This is a genomic window from Streptomyces sp. NPDC059900, from assembly GCF_050270335.1.
Classification (GTDB): domain Bacteria; phylum Actinomycetota; class Actinomycetes; order Streptomycetales; family Streptomycetaceae; genus Streptomyces.
Map to the genome: position 1 here is coordinate 26,945 of NZ_JBNNJZ010000009.1, position 17,375 is coordinate 44,319.

A 17,375-nucleotide genomic window follows, 5' to 3' on the forward strand; every position below is an offset into this window, starting at 1 on the left:
ACTCTGACGGAATGTCAGACAACCAGTCGGTCGGCCTGTCCGTTGAGCAGTCCGTTCGTCAATCCGGTGACCCGTCGGCCGAAGCGCAGTCCATCGAACTGCTCGGGTTCGACAACGTTCTGTTTCCCGTCGGTGATCTCGAAGAAGCCGTCAGCTTCTATGAGCGCGCCGGGTTTCCCGTGACGCATCGGATCGATGAGATCGGGCTCGCGATCCTGAAGGTGGGCAAGGAGACGCCGGGGATTCTGCTGCGGGTGGAGGACGGGGTCGAGCATCGGCCGGTGGCGTGGTCCGCGCCGCGGGTGTGGCTCGAGGTGGGGGACGCGCGGGCCGCCGGGCGGGCCCTGGAGGCCTCCGGGCTCAAGCCGCTCGCCCCCGCCGCCTCCGTGGCCACCGGGTGGACCGTCGAGGTCGCCGATCCGTGGGGCAACGTCGTGGGGTTCACCGACTATCGCAAGCGGCCCGAGCTCGCTCGGAGTTAGAGGGCGGGGGGCCGCGCGTCAGGGCGTCCCCTGCGACAGTGGTGATACCGGCCTCTCGAAGAAGGTTTCCAGGGACACCGTCGCCTGAGTGCCGCTCACCCCGTCGATCCCGTACAGCCGCCGCAGCACGTCCTGGAGTTGCTCCGTCGTGCCCGTGCGGACCTTCACCAGGACGCTTGCCGCGCCCGCGATGACGTGCGCCTCCTGGATCTCGGGGATCGCTGCGAAGTCCGCCGCGCGGTCCCCCATCCACGCCGTCGAGTCGACCATGACGAAGGCCAGTACGCCCTGGCCCACGGCTGCCGGGTCGACCTCGACCGTCGTGCGGCGGATCACCCCGCGCTCGCGCAGTTTCCGTACCCGTTCGTGGGCCGCGCCCGCCGACAGGCCCACCGCCTTGCCCAGGTTCGCGTACGACTGGGCGGCGTCCTGTTGCAGCAGCGCGAGCAGCTCTCGGTCGGTGTCGTCCATGGGGTGCGCTCCTGTCGTCCGCCCGGTCGCCCGGCCGCCAGTCACTTGGTCACTCTTGACGTTAACCATATCTCGTACTGCAGTATCCTCGTACTACAGGATGTGATTCAGTAACTTTCTCATTCCGTCAGATCAGACAGGGGTCGTCATGCCTGCCCAAGTGTCTCCTCAGAAGGTCCCGATGTCGTACGAGGTGCTGGACGAGCGCTTCCGTACCGGGCGGTGTGCCAACGGGGACGCCAAGCTCGAAGTGCTCTACGACGACTGCCGGTGGGCCGAAGGGCCGCTCTACCTGCCCGCCTGGCGCCAGCTCGTCTGGAGTGACATCCCCAACGACCGGCTTCTCCGGTGGGACGAGGCCACCGGTGCGGTGGGCGTCTTCCGTTCGAACGCCGGGTACGTCAACGGCAACACCCTCGACCGCGAAGGCCGCCTGATCTGCTGCGAGCAGGGCAACCGCCGCGTCACCCGCACCGAACACGACGGCAGCGTCACCGTCCTCGCCGACCGCTTCGAGGGCAAGCGGTTCAACAGCCCGAACGACGCCGTGGTCCGCTCGGACGGATCGGTGTGGTTCTCCGACCCCGACTTCGGCATCACCAGTGACTACGAGGGTCATCGTGCGGCTGCCGAGATCGATGGCTGCCACGTCTATCGGATCGATCCCGTGAGCGGAGACGTGCGGATCGTCGCCGACGGCTTCGAGGGGCCGAACGGGCTCGTCTTCTCGCCCGACGAACGGCAGTTGTACGTGTCCGACTCACGCGCCCGCCACATCCGCGCCTTCGACGTGCGCGAGGACGGGACGGCCCTGTCGGACGGCGTCGTCTTCGCCGAGTCGAAGGAGACCGGCTTCGACAACATCCGGTTCGACGACGAGGGGCGGTTGTGGGCCGCCGCATTCGGGGACGGGGTGCACTGCTACGACCCCGACGGCACCCTCATCGGGCGGATCACCGTCCCCGAGGCCGTCGCCAACATCGCCTTCGGCGGGCCGAGGAACAACCGGCTCTTCATCGCGGCGACGACCTCGCTCTACTCGCTGGTGATGTCCGTGACGGGGCTGCCGAGGGTCCGGGCCGGGCGGGCCTGACCCAGCCGCTAGTTCACCGCGTCCATCTCGCCCTGCGCCAGCTCCACGTCGTACACCAGCGGCCCGTCCGCGACCATGACGTGCCGCGCGCGGGCCGCGTACCCGGGAGCCGTCGCGGCAAGGAGGTACGCGCCCGCGGACGGAGCCGCGACGATGTACGAACCGTCCGCGAGGGACGTGACGCGGTCCAGGCGGGTGCCTCCCTTGGAGAGGAGGGTCAGGACCGCGCCCTGCACCGGCTCGCCCTCCGCCGTGCGGATGAAACCGTGCACCACGGAAGCGCCGCCGTGCACCACGGAGGCGCCCCCTTCCCCGTCGGGCTCCTCCACGCGCGCGTGGGGCACACGTACCGGCCCGTCCGTGTCCACCGTCTCCACCGGCTCCACCGGCGCCTCCCTCGGCTCCACCGCCAAGTGCGGCAGGCGCTTCTCCAGGCCCGCCGGAAGCCACCAGTTGGCGCGGCCCAGCAGATGCATGGCGGCCGGTACGAGGGCCGTGCGCAGGATGAACGCGTCCAGGGCGACCGCCGCCGCGAGGCCGATGCCCGCCATCGCGCCCTCCATGTCGCCGCTCAGGACGAACGCGGAGAAGACGCAGATCATGATCAGGGCCGCGCAGTTGATGACCCTGCTCGTCTCGGCGAGACCCACCCGCACGGCGCGGGCGTTGTCCTTGGTGTGCACCCACTCCTCGTGCATGCGGCTGACCAGGAACACCTGGTAGTCCATCGAGAGCCCGAAGAGCAGCGACAGCATGATGACGGGCAGGAAGGCGGTGATGGGGCCCTCCTTGCCGACGCCGAGGATCTCCGTGCCCCAGCCCCACTGGAAGACCGCCACCAGGACGCCGAAGGACGCCGCAGCCGCGATCAGGTTCATCAGGGCCGCCGTCAGGGGCACCACCAGGGAGCGGAACGCGATGAGCAGCAGGAGGAAGCCGAGCGCGATGATCGCTCCTACGAAGTAGGGCAGCCGGTCGCCCGTCACCGCGGCGAAGTCCTTGAAGATGGCGGTCACGCCGCCTACATGGGCTTCGACTCCGGCTTCGGGGATCACGTCTCCCCGTAGCCGGTCGATGAGCTGGTCCGTCTCCTCGGACTGAGGAGAGGTGGTCGGGACGACGGTGATGACCGAGATTCCCTCTGCGGGCGGGGCGGCAGCCACCTGCGCGACGCCCTCTGTCTCGCGGATGGTCGCCACCAGGCCCCCGGTGTCGGCTTCTTCGGCCACTACTTGGAGGGGGCCGTTGAATCCCGGACCGAATCCGTCGGCCAGCATGTCGTAGGCCTGGCGGGTCGTCGTCGACTCCTGGTGGTTGCCCTGATCGGTCGCACCGAGCCGCAGGGAGAGCAGCGGAAGCGCCAGGAAGGCCATCACCACGAAGGCGAGTGCCGCCGTCGAGCGAGGGCGCCTCTGGACGTACGAGGACCAGCGCGCCGCGAGGCCGCTCGCCTCGGCGGGCTCCGGTCCCGTCACGGCGAGCCGGCGCCGCTGCCTGCGGCTGAGCACCCGCGGGCCGAGAAGACCGAGCAGCGAGGGCAGCAGCGTAATGGCCGCCAGGACGCTCAGGACCACCGTCAGGGAGGCCGCGATGACCACGCCGTCCAGGAAGCGCATGTTCATCACCAGCATCCCGGCGAGCGCGATGCACACCGTGCCGCCCGCGAAGAGCACCGCGCGGCCCGAGGTGTTCAGGGCCTGCACCGCGGACGCCTCGGGTTCCATGCCGCGCAGGATGCCGCGCCGGTGCCGGGTGACGATGAACAGCGCGTAGTCGATGCCGACGCCGAGGCCGATCAGCGAGCCGAGCAGCGGGGCCACTTCGGGGATGTCCGTGACGTGGCTGAGCAGCATCGTCGACAGCATGCCGAGGCCCACTCCGAAGACCGCGATGACGATCGGCAGGAGCATCGCGAAGAGCGAGCCGAAGGCCAGGAAGAGGACGACGGCCGCCGCCGCGATGCCGACCATCTCGGCGATGCCGGTGGGCGGCTCCTGGATGCGGGTGATCGCCTGGCCGCCCAGTTCGACCTGGAGGCCGGCGCGTTCGGCGCCCTGAGCCGTGTCCACGACGTCCTGGACGAGGTCCTTGGGGACCGAGTTCGCCTCTTCGGCGAAGGTCACCCTGGCGTAGGCGATGCGTCCGTCCCCGCTGATCTGTGCGGAGCCCGCCTCCCTGGACGCGTACGGGCTCACGACTTCGCCGACGCCCTCCATGCCGGCGATCTCCTTGAGCGCGGGCTCGATACGCGAACGTACGTCCGCGTCACGGGCCGAAGCGCCCTCGTCGACGCGCCAGACGACCGTGTCGGTGTCTCCGGAGCTCTCCGGGAAGGCCTTCGTCATCAGGTCGTACGCGCGCTTGGAATCCGTGTCCGGCAGGGAAAACACATTCGAGTAGTCGGTGCCCGCCGAGGTTCCGGCGGCGCCCAGACCGAACAGGGCTCCCACCCACAGCACAAGGACCACCAGACGGTGCCGATAGCACCACCGCGCCAATGCCGCCACGATCCACTCCTCCTCCGTGTCGTCTCAGGGTCGTCAGGGTCGTAAGGGTCGTCAGGTCCCCCGGGTCCATGCGTCCAGGAGCCTCAGCATCGGCGGCGGCGCGCCCCTGGAGCGCGGCGCGGCCATGATTCTCAAGTAACTCCAAGGCACGGCCCGGGACTTCGTACAACGAGCGCGCCGATACTGGGGGCATGAGCCACGCCGAAGGCCAGCAGGGAACAGATGTCGGAGTACCGCAGGGACCGGGCGCCGCGGCCACCGGCCCGGTCTCCGCGGCCACCGGCCCGGTCTCCGCGGCCACCGTCCTGGTCGTCGAGGACGAGCCGAGCATCGCCGACGTGCTCGCCATCGCCCTGCGCTACCACCGATTCGACGTGATGGTGGCGGGCACGGTGCGCGATGCCCTGGCGCTCGCCGGGCGCACCCGGCCGGATGTGGCGCTCCTGGACGTGATGCTGCCGGACGGCGACGGCCGCGCCCTGGCCAGGGAGCTGCGTGACCGGCACCCCGAAGCGGCCCTGCTCTTCCTGACCGCGCGGGACGCGCCCGCGGAAATCGTGGGCGCCCTCGGCTTCGGCGACGACTACATCACCAAGCCGTTCAACATCGACGAGGTCATCGCCCGTATCGGCGCGGTCCTGCGCCGCACCAGGTCCGTCGACGTACTCCCCCAGCGCCCGCCGCTGCGCCACGGCGATCTGGAGCTGGACGAGACGACGTACGTGGTGCGCCGGGCGGGGCGCTCGGCGCAGCTCACGCCCACCGAGTACGCCCTGCTGCGCTTCCTGGTCCGCAACGGCGGGCGCGTGGTGCCCAAGGAGCAACTCCTTCGCCATGTGTGGCAGTACGAACACCCGGCCGAGTCGACCGTCGTGGAGACCTACATCAGCTATCTGCGGCGCAAGCTGAACGCCCTGGGACCGCCGGTGATCACGACCCGGCGGGGTGTCGGATACGGCCTGGCATGAGGCGTGCGCACCGCGGCATGAGCTCGCTGCGCGCCAAGCTGACGTGGGTGAACGTCGCCCTGCTCGCCCTCGGCGTGATCGTGGCGACCGGCGTCAGCGTCATGGGCATGCGCCACTATCTGCTCGACAGCGTGGACGCCGAGCTGACGCAGTCCCGCAGTTCGCTCCTGAGCACCGGGCTCACCATGAAGGACGTCGAGCAGCTCAGCGAGCTGGGCATCGCCCTCGACAAGCTCTCGCCGGGCGGCAGGGAGAGCGCGAGCGTCCTCCCGCGCGGGGACACGCTGTTCGTGGCGGTGGACCGGCACGGCGACCCCGTCTCCATCGGCACGCTCGCCCCGACCCCGCGCCAGCGCACCCTGGCCGACGCCGTCGACGACCCCGGAACGGTCGCGCGCGAGACCGAGCCCCGGGACGTCACGCTGGACGGCGACGCCCACCGCATGGTGGGCGCGAAGCTCGCCGACGGCACGACGGTCCTGATGGCCGCGGACACGGAGGACGTCGAGTCGGGCATCAACAAGGCGCTCAAGCTCGACGCCGCCTTCGGAGTGGTCCTGCTCGGGCTGCTCGCCGTCCTGACGATGATTTCCGCGCACCACCGGCTGCGCCCCCTTGAGGACATGGTCGAGACCGCGTCGGCCATCGCCGAGGGGGATCTGACCAGGCGCGTTCCGTCGAGCCGGGCCCCGGCCATGGAGACCGAGCAGCTGCGGGTCGCCCTCAACTCCATGCTCCACCAGGTCGAGTCCGCCTTCGACACCCGCGAGCGCAGCTCTGCACAGCTGCGCCGCTTCGTCGCCGACGCCTCGCACGAGCTGCGTACGCCCTTGTCGGCGATCCGCGGCTATCTCCAGCTGTACGACAAGGGGATGCTGCGCGATCCGGCGGAACGCACGCGCGCGTGGAGCCGCGTCATCGCCGAGACCGACCGGATGGGCCGCCTCGTCGACGAGCTGCTCACCCTGGCCCGCCTGGACCAGCAGCCGGAACTTCGCTTCAGGAACGTCGACCTGAGCCGTCTCGTACGGGATGCCGCCGACGATCTGCGGGTGCAGGAGCCGGAGCGTCCGCTCACGGTCCGCGCCGACGGGGCGGTGCTGATACGCGCCGACGAGTCCGGGCTGCGTCAGGTGCTGGGCAATCTCCTCGGCAACGTACGCGTCCATACGCCCGCCGACGCGCCGGTCACGCTGGGCGTGGAGCGGCAGGACGGGGTGGTGCGGCTGCAGGTCGCCGACCAGGGGCCCGGCCTCGCGGAGGACGACGCCGCGCGGGTGTTCGACCGGTTCTTCCGGGCGGGCGGGGGTGCGGGCAGCGGTCTCGGCATGGCGATCGTGCAGGGGGTGGTGACGGCGCACGGCGGCGAGGTGGGGGTGGAGACGGCGCCGGGGGCGGGTCTGACGGTGACGGTCACTCTGCCTGCGGGGTGACAGGCCCTAGGACCGCACCAGCGCCCACACCGTCTTCCCGTGCCGGCCCCGTTGCCAGACCCCCCATGCCTCGGCGATGTTGTCGAGCAGGCGCAGGCCGCGGCCGCTCTCCTCCAAGATGCCCGCTTCCCGCAGCTGCGGGCTGGCCGGGCTCTCGTCGGAGACCTCTATGAAGCAGTCGCCGTCGGAGAGCACCGTGATCGCGACCTCGAACTCCCGCTCCTGGACGCGCCCGTGGCAGACGGCGTTCGTCACCAGCTCCGAGACGAGGAGCACCGCGTCGTCGAGCGCAGCGCTCTCCTCCTTGTGCCCCCAGGCGGCCAGATGGTCGTGCACGCGGAGCCTGGCGAGGGAGACCGATGCCGGATGCGGTGGCAGCCGGAAGGCGTGACGTCGCAGCAACGTTCCCCCCTAGGGCACACCAAAGCGCCAAGAACTACTCACACTTCCAACACTTAATGCTGCGCAGAGGTAGTACTCCGTGTCACACCGTCACCCTCCGGCCCGACTGTATCCAGCCAGACCCGTACAGTGTCGAACCGATGCGCGATTACGCCTGGCGGGAGGCCAGTTCGACGACCGTGACGTCGGACGGCGCCCCAACACGCACAGGCGGCCCCCACGCACCGGCGCCCCGCGTGACGTACAGCTGCGTATCGCCGTAACGCTCAAGGCCGGCGAGCGTCGGGTTGGCCAGATCGGCGATGAAATTGCCTGGCCACAGCTGCCCGCCGTGGGTGTGGCCGGAGAGCTGGAGGTCGACGCCGTGCTTGACGGCGTCATGGATGACGACCGGCTGGTGCGCCAGCAGGACGGCGGCCCGCGAGCGGTCCCGGTCGCCAAGGGCCTTGCCGAAGTCGGGCCCGTGCCCCTCGCTCTCGCCCGCCACGTCGTCCACCCCCGCGAGGTCGAAGCCGGGCAGTTCGGTGCGGGCGTTCTCCAGGGGGCGCAGGCCGAGTTCGCGTACGTGATCGACCCACTGCCCGGCTCCCGAGAAGTACTCGTGGTTGCCGGTCACGAAGTACGTTCCGTGCCGCGCACGCAGCTGTGCAAGGGGCGCGGCGGCGGGCCCCAGGTCCTCGACGCTGCCGTCGACCAGGTCGCCGACGACCGCGATGAGGTCGGGCTGGGTGCCGTTGATCGTGTCGACCACCCGCTGGGTGAAGCCGCGCCCGAGAATCGGCCCCAGGTGGATGTCGCTGACCACCGCGATCCGGAACCCGTGCGCCCCGCGCGGCAGCTTGGCCAGCGGCACGGTGACGCGCTTCACCCGCGGGCCGCGCAGGACGCCGTACGTTCCGTAGCCCACCGTTCCGACGGCGACGGCCGCGGCGGTCCCGCCGACGATCCGGGAGACGAAGAGGCGGCGCGAAGGGGTGACCCGCTCCGGCCGCGGTTCGGCGGGGGCAGCAGGGGCGGGGGCTTCTTCGGCCTCTACGGAGGGGGCTTCTTCTGAACCGGCATCCTCCGTAGCGGCGGGCTTCGAACGGCGCCGCAAGAAGAAGGGCCGTACGAGCTCCCCCACCAGAAGCGCGAGCACGAGGTAGATCGACAGCGCCATCCACATGAAGCCCGGCCAGGCGAGTACCTGCTGGAGCCAGAACGGCGCCCCGGCCCGCTCGCTCGCGACCGCCGCGAACATCAGCAGCGGCCCCGCGACGAAGACCACCGCGCCCGCGCGCCGGGCGAAGCCGGGCCGGGCCGTGGTGTCCCGCACCAGGCGGCGCCACGCGTACCACTGCATTCCGGCAAGGGCCGCGAGCGCGGCGATACCGGCCAACACGAACAGGATGACCACGGAGCGCGCCCCTCGGCAGTGTTCGAACAGTTATGACGTACGGCGCAGAGCACGGACTCCGCGCAACCCGATGGCCCCTACCACCGTCCCCAAGACAAAGGAGGCGACGGCGAGCGTCAGGTGCACCCAGAAATACGCGGTCGGGTCGCCTGCGTCATCGAAGGCGAGCCCACTGCCGTCCTTCCACAGGTTCTTGACGAAAGTGATCCAGATGAACCAGCTCCACACACCGAAGGCGAGCAGGAACCAGGAGACCGGGCGGCTGAGCTTCATGCGTTCAGTATCGCGAGCCTCCATTCCGCGGCCGCGCCGGGGTGGGGAGCGGGACGGGGAGAGGCGCGGGGAGCCCGTGACACAGACCACCTCGGCGGCGACCTCGGCGGCGACTTCCCCAGCGACGCCCTGTACGTTCTTCGCCGTGCCTGCCGTAAAAAAGACCGCCTTGTTGGTCACTTCCGCCGCATTGCTGACCATGTCGACCACAGCTCCCGCATGGGCGGACGACAAGCCGGGGGGCGAGGACAAACCCAAGCCGCCCGCGTCGATGTCGACCGTCGGCGGTGCCAAGCTCGGCGAGCCCGGTACCCAGGTGAGTCTCAAAGCGGGCGCGCCCGTGCTCCCCAAGAAGCTGTCGGCGCGCTCCTGGATGGTCTCCGACGCCGAGACGGGCGAGGTCCTCGCCTCGCACAACTCGCACTGGCGGCTGCCGCCCGCGAGCACCCTGAAGATGCTCTTCGCGGACACGGTCCTGCCGAAGTTCCCCAAGTCGCAGGAGCACAAGGTCGAGCTCTCCGACCTGGCGGGCATCGGCGCGGGCAGCAGCATGGTCGGCGTCAAGGAGAACGAGACGTACTCGGTCCACGACCTGTGGCTCGGCGTCTTCCTGCGGTCGGGCAACGACGCGGTGCACGTCCTTTCGGCGATGAACGGCGGGGTCCCGCAGACCGTCAAGGACATGCAGTCGCACGCCGAAGAGCTGCAGGCCCTGGACACGCACGTGGTCAGCCCCGACGGCTACGACGAGAAGGGGCAGGTCTCCTCCGCGTACGACCTGACGCTCTTCGCCCGCTCCGGGCTCCAGAAGAAGGACTTCCGGGAGTACTGCTCGACGGCCACCGCCAAGTTCCCCGGCGAGACCAAGAAGATCACGAAGGGCAAGGACAAGGGCAAGAAGAAGCGCGAGTCCTTCGCGATCCAGAACACCAACCGACTTCTTACGGGTGACATCGGCCTCGACGCCTACAAGGGCATCGCGGGCGTCAAGAACGGCAGCACGACGAACGCGGGCAACACCTTCACCGGTGTCGCCGAGCGCAACGGCAAGGTGCTCCTGGTGACCGTCATGAACCCCGACTCCGGGGAGCAGCACGCGGTCTACAAGGAGACCGAGCGCCTTCTGGACTGGGGCTTCGCGGCCTCGGGCAAGGTCGATCCGGTGGGCGAGCTGGTCGCTCCGAAGGGTGCCGGTACGGGCAGCGGCAAGGGGGCTCCCGGAGCGGGCAAGAGCCAGGCGGACTCGGCGAAGAAGGTGGCGCACGCCTCCGACAAGGCGTCGGGCGGCGGCGTCGGCATCGCGCTCGGCGTCGTGGGCGGCGTTCTCGTGCTCATCGCCGCCGGGTGGTTCGTGATCAGCCGCCGGATGCCGCTGCCGGACCTGGTGCGGCGGAAGAGCCGCCGCTGACGCCCTCGCCGTCCGCCTGCTTCTGCTGGTCCCGCTGCTCCTGCTGTTGTTCTTCCTCCGTACGCCGCTGCTGCCGCGTCGCCGTCCAGGCGGCGCAGAACAGCAGGAGCTTCGCCGTGAAGTTGATCCACAGGAGCAGCGCGACGGGCACCCCGAAGGCGCCGTACATGCTCTTCGCCGCGACGCCCTTCATGTAGCCGCCGAGCAGCAGCTTGAGCAGCTCGAATCCGGCCGCGCCGATCAGCCCCGCGGTGATCAGATGGCGGCGCGGCGGCTGTACGTCCGGAAGCAGCGTCAGGACGTACAGGAGCAGCAGGAAGTCCGCGAAGACGGCGATGGCGAACGCGACCGCCTGGAGCAGCACCCCGCCCCAGCCGTTCTCGGAGACCCCGAGGAGATCGGCGCTCCAGCCCACCGCGGTCGACGCGAGGGTCGACGCGGCGACGGACGCGAGTCCCGCGCCGCCGAGCCCGAAGAGCACCCCGGCGTCCTTGATCTTGCGCATGACGGGGTTCTCTTCGATGTCCTCCAGCTCCCAGACGGCGCGCAGGCACTCCCGCATCGAGCCGACCCAGCCGATGCCGGTGAAGAGCAGCAGAGCGCCCGCGACGAGGCCGACGGTGCCCGCGTTGGCGACCAGCGCGTCGAGGTTCAGCTGGTCGGAGATGCCGGGGACCTGCTTGGAGATGGTGTCCTCGAGCTTGTTCTGCTGGCTCTTGGAGAGCGTCGCGGCGGCGACCGCGGCGGCGACGGTGATCAGCGGGAAGAGCGCCAGGAAGCTGATGAAGGTCATCGCGGCGGCGAGGCGGGTCCAGTGCACGGTGTCGAGCCGCTCGTACGCGCTCCACGCGTGCGTGCGCATCAGACGCTCCACCTGGGGTCCGATACCGGGGAGCTTTTTCAGCCAGTCCATGATGCCTCCCTGCCCGCTGTACGGAAGACCAAGGTCCGGGTACCCCAGAAACGCAGAACTGTGGCGAGTGCCATGCCGACTCCCGCACCGGAGACAGTGTCGGCGCGCTGTGAGGTGAGGCCAAGGCCATAGTGAGACACCGCGATGCAGAGCAGCTGCACCACGGCGCCGGCGATGTTGACGGCGACGAAGACCCCGTACTGGCGCAGGCGCGAGGCCCGCGGCATTCCGGCCTCCTCGCGCCGCCGGTAGGTGCCCAGCGCGTTGCCCGCGTACGCGACCGTGCAGCCGGCCACGAAGGACAGCGCCTTGGCGGTCAGCGGGTCCAGGCCGACCGGCCCGCGCAGCCAGACGAAGAGGCCGAGGTCGACGGCGTACGCGCAGATCCCGGCGGCCGCGAAGCCGAGGAGTTCGGGGCCCATGGCCCGCAGCCGCTCCTTGAGGGTGTTCACCCCGCAGGCGCTCACCAGTCGGCGACCGCGAGGCCGTACATCGCGATCCACACCAGGCCGATGACGGCGAGCGCCCGGTCGCGCAGCACGACGTCCTCGGGCTCGCCGGCCGTGCCCCGGTCGGCGAACACGGCGTACCGCAGGACCGCGAGCACGAAGGCGGCCATCGACAGCTGCCGCCAGGGCAGCGTGCTGCCGTTCGCGGTACCGCCGCTCTCCATGGCCCACAGGCAGTACGCGAGTACGGCGACACCGGCGGCCAGCTGCCAGACGAAGCGGAGGTAGCCGGTGGTGTATTCGGTGAGCAACGCGCGCGTGGCGCCCAGCTTCTCGGAGCTGCCGGACATCTGGACGGCTTCGGAGTAGCGCTTGGCGGAGACCATGAAGAGCGCGCCGAAGCCCGTGGTGATCAGAAACCAGCGCGAGAGGGGAATGCCGAGCGCCACTCCCCCGATCATCGCCCGCATCAGGAAGCCCGTGGTGACGACGGCGAGATCGACGACGAGGACGTGCTTGAGGCTGACGCAGTAGGCGAGTTGCATCACTACGTAGGCGGCCAGCAGGGCCGCCGTCAGGGGCGTGCAGAACACCGCGGCGGCCAGTGGCGCGAGCACGGCGAGCAGCCCGCCGACCCCGTACGCGACCGTCACCGGCACCTGTCCCGCGGCGACCGGTCTGCGGCACTTGGTGGGGTGGGCGCGGTCGGCGTCGGCGTCGCGCGCGTCGTTGATCAGATAGACGGCTGACGCGGCGGCCGTGAACAGCGCGAACACCAGGAGGAGTTGGATCAGGGAGTGGCGCGAGAAGAGCTCGCCGGCAGCGGCGGGGGCCGCGACGACCAGGACGTTCTTGACCCACTGGCGGGGGCGCGCGGTCTTCAGGAGGCCCAGCGGCAGGGCCAGGGAGTCCGGCCCTGGCGGCCGCGGCGGCCGGGGGCGTTCGAGCAGTGCGGTTTCGTCAGCCACGCGCGCGGCCCCCGTTCATCCAGGACGAGCCCACGCGCGCGGTGACGGCGCCGAGGGCCGCGCCCGCCGCCACGTCGCTCGGGTAGTGGACGCCGACGACCATCCGCGAGACGCACATCGCGGCGGCGAGCGGCGGGACGACGCGGGCCCCCAGAGGGCTCAGCGCGCCGTAGGCGACGGTGGCCGCGGCGGCCGAAGTGGCGTGCGAGCTGGGGAAGGAGTGCCGCCCAGCGGTCCTGACGAGGGGCTGCGCGCCCGGGCCGCCGCCGGGGCGCGGGCGCCGTACGACGCGCTTGACGCCCATGCTCACCAGGTGCGCGGCGGCGGTCAGCGCCGTGGCGCGCAGCCATGTGCCGCGCCGCTCGCGGTCGACGGCGGCGCCCGCGAGCCCCGCGAGGAGCCAGAGGGCGGCGTGCTCGCCGGCCTGCGACAGGCCCCGTGCGGCGGCGGCCACGCGCGCGTCGGAGCCGCAGTCGCGCAGGGCCGACAGCAGCCGGTGGTCCATGTCGTGCATGTGGCCTCCCTCTACGGGGACTTCGAAAACCTGACCTCCCGACCCTCCTAGGTAACCTCTCAATATTTACGCCAATATAGGACGACACTCCATCAATCACCCATTTCGGTGAGGGGCTGGATGTATATGAGCAAACTGCCCTTACTCGGACGATACGGTCACGCCTATGCCTGCCGACTCCGCTCCGACCGCCGACTCCGCAACCGCGACGACGCCCGAGACCGTGTCCGTGTCGGGCTGGGGGCGCACCGCACCCTCCACCGCCCGCCTGATCCGCCCCCGTTCGCCCGAGGAGGCCGTGGCCGCCCTGAGCGCCTGCGGGGAGCGCGGCGGCATCGCCAGGGGCCTCGGGCGTGCCTACGGGGACGCCGCGCAGAACGCGGGCGGCGCGGTGCTCGACATGACCGGCATGGACCGCATCCACGCCATCGACGCGGACGCGGGCACCGTCCTGTGCGACGCCGGGGTCTCCCTGCACCATCTGATGGAAGTCCTGCTTCCGCTCGGCTGGTTCGTGCCCGTCACGCCGGGGACCCGCTATGTGACGGTCGGCGGCGCGATCGGCACCGACATCCACGGCAAGAACCACCACGGCTCCGGATCGTTCTCGCGCCATGTGATGGCCGTGGAACTGCTCACCGCGGACGGCTCGGTGCAGGCGGTCGAGCGCGGCAGCGCCCTGTTCGACGCGACGGCGGGCGGCATGGGCCTGACCGGCGTGATCCTCGCCGCGACGCTGCAACTCCAGCCGGTCGAGACCTCGTTGATGACGGTGGACACGGAGCGCGCCACCGACCTCGACGACCTGATGGCCCGCCTCACCGCCACCGACCACCGCTACCGCTACTCGGTCGCCTGGATCGACCTCCTCGCGCGCGGTGCCTCGATGGGCCGCGCGGTGCTCACGCGCGGCGACCACGCTCCCCTGGACGCCCTTCCGCCACGCGCGCGCAGCGCCCCGCTGACGTTCCGCCCCGGCCGGCTGCCGTCCGCCCCGCGCTTCCTGCCCGAAGGGCTGCTCGGCCGGAAGTCGGTGGGGCTCTTCAACGAGCTCTGGTACCGCAAGGCCCCCCGCCTGCGGATCGGCGAACTCCAGAAGATGTCGACGTTCTTCCACCCCCTGGACGGCGTCCCGCACTGGAACCGCGTGTACGGCCGCGGCGGCTTCGTGCAGTACCAATTCGTCGTCGGGTACGGCAAGGAGGAGGCCCTGCGGCGCATCGTGCGGCGCATCTCGGACCGCGGCTGCCCGTCGTTCCTCGCCGTCCTCAAGCGCTTCGGAGAGGGCGATCCGGGCTGGCTGTCCTTCCCGATGCCCGGCTGGACCCTCGCCCTGGACATCCCGGCGAACCTGCCGGGCCTCGGCGCCTTCCTCGACGAACTCGACGAGGAGGTCGCCGCGTCCGACGGCCGCGTCTACCTGGCCAAGGACTCCCGTCTGCGGCCGGAGATGCTCGCCGCGATGTATCCCCGGCTCGACGATTTCCGCGCGCTGCGGGCGGACCTCGATCCGCGCGGCGTGTTCCGCTCGGACCTCTCGCGCCGCCTCGCCCTCTAGCACCTCAAGGAGTTGGCCCCATGAAGGACGCCTTCGGCACCCCCCAGTCCCTGCTCGTACTCGGCGGCACCTCCGAGATCGGCCTCGCCACCGCCCGCCGTCTGGTCGCGCGGCGCACCCGCACGGTCTGGCTGGCCGGTCGTCCTTCGCCGGGCCTGGAGAAGGCCGCCGCGGGCCTGCGCGAGCTGGGCGCGGACGTGCGCACCGTCGCCTTCGACGCGCTCGACTCCGAGTCCCACGAGGCGACGCTCGGCAAGATCTTCGCCGAGGGCGACATCGACATGGTCCTGCTGGCCTTCGGCATCCTCGGCGACCAGGCACGCGACGAGGACGAGCCGCTCTCGGCGGTGCGGGTGGCGCAGACCAACTACACCGGCGCGGTCTCCGCGGGCCTGGTGTGCGCGCGGTCGCTCCAGGCCCAGGGGCACGGCGCCCTGGTGGTGCTCTCGTCGGTCGCGGGCGAGCGCGCCCGCCGCACGAACTTCATCTACGGCTCGAGCAAGGCGGGCCTCGACGCCTTCGCGCAGGGCCTGGGAGACGCGCTGCACGGCACCGGCGTGCACGTGATGGTGGTCCGCCCCGGCTTCGTGCGCTCCAAGATGACGGCGGGCCTGGAGGAGGCGCCGATGGCGACCACTCCGGAGGCGGTCGCCGAGGCCATCGAGACGGGCCTGCGGCGGCGCTCGGAGACGGTGTGGGTGCCCGGAGCGCTGCGGGTGGTCATGTCGGCGCTGCGGCACGCGCCGCGGGCGGTGTTCCGGCGGCTGCCGCTCTAGGAGTACAGGTCTCGGAGCACAGGTCTAGGAGTACGGGCCCGGCTCAGCGGGCGGGCAGCGTGCTGTGCGCGGCCGGGGCCGTGGCCTGGGGCGGCACCACGGGGCCGCCACCGCCGAAGGCGAACTCGCGCAGCTTGCGCCAGATTCCGTCGGCGCCCTGTTCGTAGAGCGCGAAGCCGGTGCACGGCCACTCGGCCGTGTAGTCCGAAAGCTCCTCATATGCCCGGTCCATGGCTTCTTCAGAGATGCCGTGCGCCACCGTGACATGCGGGTGGTACGGGAACTGGAGCTCGCGCGCCATGGGCCCGGAGGCGTCCCGCACCCGCTCCTGGAGCCAGCCGCAGGCCGCGCCGCCCGCCATCACCTGCACGAAGACGACGGGCGACAGCGGACGGAACGTGCCCGTCCCGGAGAGGCGCATCGGGAAGGGGCGCCCGGCGGCCGCGACGGCCCCCAGATGCGCCTCAACCGCGGGCAGCGCCGTTGCGTCCACCTCTGTGGGAGGCAGCAGCGTGACGTGCGTGGGGATGCCGTGTGCCGCGGGGTCACCGAAGCCCGCGCGCCGCTCCTGGAGCAGGCTGCCGTGAGGCTCCGGAACCGCGATCGACACACCGATCGTTACGGTCCCCACGTCGTACTCCTGTCGGTCGGATGGCGGGCAGAGGGCGCTGCTGTATTCGGCTTGTGGCAGGGGGCTGCGTGCGTGGCTCAGTGCTTGGCGGGCAGGAGGCCCACCGCGTCGTACGCACGGGCGAGGGTCTCCGCGGCGACGGTACGCGCCTTCTCCGCGCCCTTGGCCAGGATCGAGTCGAGCGTCTCCGGGTCGTCCAGGTACGCCTGGGTGCGGTCCCGGAAGGGCGTCACGAAGTCGACCATGACCTCGGCGAGGTCCGTCTTCAGCGCACCGTAGCCCTTGCCGGCGTACTTCTGCTCCAGTTCCGGGATACCGGTGCCGGTGAGCGTGGAGTAGATCGAGAGGAGGTTGCTGACACCGGGCTTCTCCACGGTGTCGTAGCGCACGACGGTGTCGGTGTCGGTGACCGCGCTCTTGACCTTCTTCGCGGTGGCCTTGGGCTCGTCGAGGAGGTTGATCAGGCCCTTGGGGGTGGACGCCGACTTGCTCATCTTGATCGACGGGTCCTGGAGATCGAAGATCTTCGAGGTCTCCTTGAGGATGTACGGCGCCGGGACGGTGAACGTCTCGCCGAGGCGGCCGTTGAAGCGCTCCGCGAGGTCGCGGGTCAGCTCGATGTGCTGGCGCTGGTCCTCGCCGACCGGGACCTGGTTGGCCTGGTAGAGCAGGATGTCCGCGACCTGGAGGATCGGGTACGTGAAGAGGCCCACGGAGGCGCGGTCCGCACCCTGCTTGGCCGCCTTGTCCTTGAACTGCGTCATGCGCGACGCCTCGCCGAAGCCGGTGAGGCAGTTCATGATCCAGGCGAGCTGGGCGTGCTCGGGGACGTGGCTCTGGACGAACAGCGTGCAGCGCTCGGGATCGAGGCCCGCGGCGAGCAGCTGGGCGGCGGCGAGGCGGGTGTTGGCACGCAGGTCGGCCGGGTCCTGCGGGATCGTGATCGCGTGCAGGTCCACCACCATGTAGAACGCGTCGTGGGACTCCTGCAGCGCCACCCACTGGCGGACCGCGCCAAGGTAGTTGCCGAGGTGGAACGAGCCCGCGGTGGGCTGGATTCCGGAGAGCACGCGAGGACGATCAATGGCCATGGGACTCATTCTCTCAGGTGTCTCTCATTGCTCGGAAACAGT

General features: G+C 70.6%; 18 protein-coding genes. 7 read left to right on the plus strand and 11 right to left on the minus strand.

Translation table 11 applies throughout. The annotated features are described in order from the left end of the window. Nucleotides 1–11 precede the first annotated feature (11 nt). A complete protein-coding gene (locus ACQKIP_RS03130) occupies nucleotides 12–482 on the plus strand; it encodes a VOC family protein (protein ID WP_365865893.1) in 471 nt (156 codons plus the stop codon). 18 nt (nucleotides 483–500) lie between these two features. Here the strand turns inward: ACQKIP_RS03130 and ACQKIP_RS03135 are convergent, their stop codons facing one another. Beyond that, the gene (locus tag ACQKIP_RS03135) at nucleotides 501–953 is read right to left on the minus strand and encodes an Lrp/AsnC family transcriptional regulator (RefSeq protein ID WP_365865891.1); all 453 of its coding nucleotides are present in this window, start codon (nucleotides 951–953) and stop codon (nucleotides 501–503) included. 181 nt (nucleotides 954–1,134) lie between these two features. Between ACQKIP_RS03135 and ACQKIP_RS03140 the strand changes: the two genes are divergently transcribed. Then, nucleotides 1,135–2,046, plus strand: a complete 912-nt coding sequence (locus tag ACQKIP_RS03140; RefSeq protein ID WP_365865890.1) for an SMP-30/gluconolactonase/LRE family protein — start codon at nucleotides 1,135–1,137, stop codon at nucleotides 2,044–2,046. Nucleotides 2,047–2,054: 8 nt separating this feature from the next. Here ACQKIP_RS03140 and ACQKIP_RS03145 read toward each other — a convergent pair whose 3' ends face one another. After that, a complete protein-coding gene (locus tag ACQKIP_RS03145; RefSeq protein WP_365865973.1) occupies nucleotides 2,055–4,544 on the minus strand; it encodes an MMPL family transporter in 2,490 nt (829 codons plus the stop codon). A 200-nt stretch (nucleotides 4,545–4,744) separates the two neighbouring features. Here ACQKIP_RS03145 and ACQKIP_RS03150 point away from each other — a divergent pair, with 200 nt between their 5' ends. Together ACQKIP_RS03150 and ACQKIP_RS03155 are read left to right on the plus strand one after the other, a co-directional pair. Continuing rightward, nucleotides 4,745–5,521, plus strand: coding sequence for a response regulator transcription factor (locus tag ACQKIP_RS03150; protein ID WP_365865888.1), 777 nt, complete (start codon nucleotides 4,745–4,747; stop codon nucleotides 5,519–5,521). Continuing rightward, nucleotides 5,518–6,954: a sensor histidine kinase gene (locus ACQKIP_RS03155; protein ID WP_365865886.1), complete on the plus strand. Its 1,437-nt coding sequence runs from the start codon at nucleotides 5,518–5,520 to the stop codon at nucleotides 6,952–6,954. Before ACQKIP_RS03150 ends, ACQKIP_RS03155 begins: the two co-directional genes overlap by 4 nt. A gap of 6 nt (nucleotides 6,955–6,960) precedes the next feature. On the opposite strand, the gene ACQKIP_RS03160 is transcribed toward ACQKIP_RS03155, so the two are convergent. The 3 genes from ACQKIP_RS03160 to ACQKIP_RS03170 all read right to left on the minus strand — a co-directional run bounded on the left by ACQKIP_RS03160 (nucleotide 6,961) and on the right by ACQKIP_RS03170 (nucleotide 9,025). Then, nucleotides 6,961–7,356 (minus strand): ATP-binding protein, encoded by a 396-nt coding sequence (locus ACQKIP_RS03160; RefSeq protein WP_365865884.1) that lies wholly within the window; start codon nucleotides 7,354–7,356, stop codon nucleotides 6,961–6,963. Nucleotides 7,357–7,504: 148 nt separating this feature from the next. Next, on the minus strand, nucleotides 7,505–8,752 hold the full coding sequence (locus ACQKIP_RS03165) for a metallophosphoesterase (protein ID WP_365865882.1): 1,248 nt from the start codon (nucleotides 8,750–8,752) through the stop codon (nucleotides 7,505–7,507). Between the two features lie 30 nt (nucleotides 8,753–8,782). Next, nucleotides 8,783–9,025, minus strand: a complete 243-nt coding sequence (locus ACQKIP_RS03170) for an SCO4848 family membrane protein (RefSeq protein ID WP_160506782.1) — start codon at nucleotides 9,023–9,025, stop codon at nucleotides 8,783–8,785. Nucleotides 9,026–9,170: 145 nt separating this feature from the next. On the opposite strand from ACQKIP_RS03170, the gene ACQKIP_RS03175 reads away from it, so the two are divergent. Next, nucleotides 9,171–10,433 carry a D-alanyl-D-alanine carboxypeptidase family protein gene (locus tag ACQKIP_RS03175; RefSeq protein ID WP_427742023.1) on the plus strand — a complete coding sequence of 421 codons (1,263 nt, stop codon included), beginning with the start codon at nucleotides 9,171–9,173 and terminating at the stop codon, nucleotides 10,431–10,433. On the opposite strand, the gene ACQKIP_RS03180 is transcribed toward ACQKIP_RS03175, so the two are convergent. From ACQKIP_RS03180 to ACQKIP_RS03195, 4 genes are read right to left on the minus strand one after another with little or no spacing between them, the layout of a single operon-like run. After that, nucleotides 10,381–11,346 (minus strand): YihY/virulence factor BrkB family protein, encoded by a 966-nt coding sequence (locus ACQKIP_RS03180; protein ID WP_365865878.1) that lies wholly within the window; start codon nucleotides 11,344–11,346, stop codon nucleotides 10,381–10,383. The two genes, ACQKIP_RS03175 and ACQKIP_RS03180, sit on opposite strands and share 53 nt — an antisense overlap. Further along, the gene (locus ACQKIP_RS03185; protein WP_365865971.1) at nucleotides 11,334–11,768 is read right to left on the minus strand and encodes a GtrA family protein; all 435 of its coding nucleotides are present in this window, start codon (nucleotides 11,766–11,768) and stop codon (nucleotides 11,334–11,336) included. The genes ACQKIP_RS03180 and ACQKIP_RS03185 overlap by 13 nt, the downstream gene beginning before the upstream one ends. Nucleotides 11,769–11,809: 41 nt before the next feature. Further along, a complete protein-coding gene (locus tag ACQKIP_RS03190; RefSeq protein WP_427742024.1) occupies nucleotides 11,810–12,763 on the minus strand; it encodes a decaprenyl-phosphate phosphoribosyltransferase in 954 nt (317 codons plus the stop codon). After that, nucleotides 12,756–13,277, minus strand: coding sequence for a phosphatase PAP2 family protein (locus ACQKIP_RS03195; RefSeq protein WP_365865876.1), 522 nt, complete (start codon nucleotides 13,275–13,277; stop codon nucleotides 12,756–12,758). The genes ACQKIP_RS03190 and ACQKIP_RS03195 overlap by 8 nt, the downstream gene beginning before the upstream one ends. 166 nt (nucleotides 13,278–13,443) lie before the next feature. On the opposite strand from ACQKIP_RS03195, the gene ACQKIP_RS03200 reads away from it, so the two are divergent. Together ACQKIP_RS03200 and ACQKIP_RS03205 are read left to right on the plus strand one after the other, a co-directional pair. Continuing rightward, nucleotides 13,444–14,835 (plus strand): FAD-binding oxidoreductase, encoded by a 1,392-nt coding sequence (locus tag ACQKIP_RS03200; RefSeq protein WP_365865874.1) that lies wholly within the window; start codon nucleotides 13,444–13,446, stop codon nucleotides 14,833–14,835. A gap of 20 nt (nucleotides 14,836–14,855) precedes the next feature. Further along, on the plus strand, nucleotides 14,856–15,611 hold the full coding sequence (locus tag ACQKIP_RS03205; RefSeq protein WP_365865872.1) for a decaprenylphospho-beta-D-erythro-pentofuranosid-2-ulose 2-reductase: 756 nt from the start codon (nucleotides 14,856–14,858) through the stop codon (nucleotides 15,609–15,611). A 43-nt stretch (nucleotides 15,612–15,654) separates the two neighbouring features. On the opposite strand, the gene ACQKIP_RS03210 is transcribed toward ACQKIP_RS03205, so the two are convergent. Both ACQKIP_RS03210 and trpS read right to left on the minus strand, forming a co-directional pair. Beyond that, entirely contained in the window at nucleotides 15,655–16,242 is a 588-nt protein-coding gene (locus ACQKIP_RS03210) for a 2'-5' RNA ligase family protein (RefSeq protein WP_365865870.1), read from the minus strand. A gap of 77 nt (nucleotides 16,243–16,319) precedes the next feature. Continuing rightward, a complete protein-coding gene (trpS, locus tag ACQKIP_RS03215) occupies nucleotides 16,320–17,333 on the minus strand; it encodes a tryptophan--tRNA ligase (protein ID WP_365865868.1) in 1,014 nt (337 codons plus the stop codon). Between the last annotated feature and the right edge of the window lie 42 nt (nucleotides 17,334–17,375).

Coding starts and splice junctions, on each gene's coding strand:
- ACQKIP_RS03155 (WP_365865886.1), top strand. CDS start 5,518: ATGAGGCGTGCGCACCGCGGCATGAGCTCGCTGCGCGCCAAGCTGACG.
- trpS (WP_365865868.1), bottom strand. CDS start 17,333: ATGGCCATTGATCGTCCTCGCGTGCTCTCCGGAATCCAGCCCACCGCG.
- ACQKIP_RS03150 (WP_365865888.1), top strand. CDS start 4,745: ATGAGCCACGCCGAAGGCCAGCAGGGAACAGATGTCGGAGTACCGCAG.
- ACQKIP_RS03170 (WP_160506782.1), bottom strand. CDS start 9,025: ATGAAGCTCAGCCGCCCGGTCTCCTGGTTCCTGCTCGCCTTCGGTGTG.
- ACQKIP_RS03130 (WP_365865893.1), top strand. CDS start 12: ATGTCAGACAACCAGTCGGTCGGCCTGTCCGTTGAGCAGTCCGTTCGT.
- ACQKIP_RS03200 (WP_365865874.1), top strand. CDS start 13,444: ATGCCTGCCGACTCCGCTCCGACCGCCGACTCCGCAACCGCGACGACG.
- ACQKIP_RS03185 (WP_365865971.1), bottom strand. CDS start 11,768: ATGGGCCCCGAACTCCTCGGCTTCGCGGCCGCCGGGATCTGCGCGTAC.
- ACQKIP_RS03180 (WP_365865878.1), bottom strand. CDS start 11,346: ATGGACTGGCTGAAAAAGCTCCCCGGTATCGGACCCCAGGTGGAGCGT.
- ACQKIP_RS03135 (WP_365865891.1), bottom strand. CDS start 953: ATGGACGACACCGACCGAGAGCTGCTCGCGCTGCTGCAACAGGACGCC.
- ACQKIP_RS03140 (WP_365865890.1), top strand. CDS start 1,135: ATGTCGTACGAGGTGCTGGACGAGCGCTTCCGTACCGGGCGGTGTGCC.
- ACQKIP_RS03195 (WP_365865876.1), bottom strand. CDS start 13,277: ATGCACGACATGGACCACCGGCTGCTGTCGGCCCTGCGCGACTGCGGC.
- ACQKIP_RS03205 (WP_365865872.1), top strand. CDS start 14,856: ATGAAGGACGCCTTCGGCACCCCCCAGTCCCTGCTCGTACTCGGCGGC.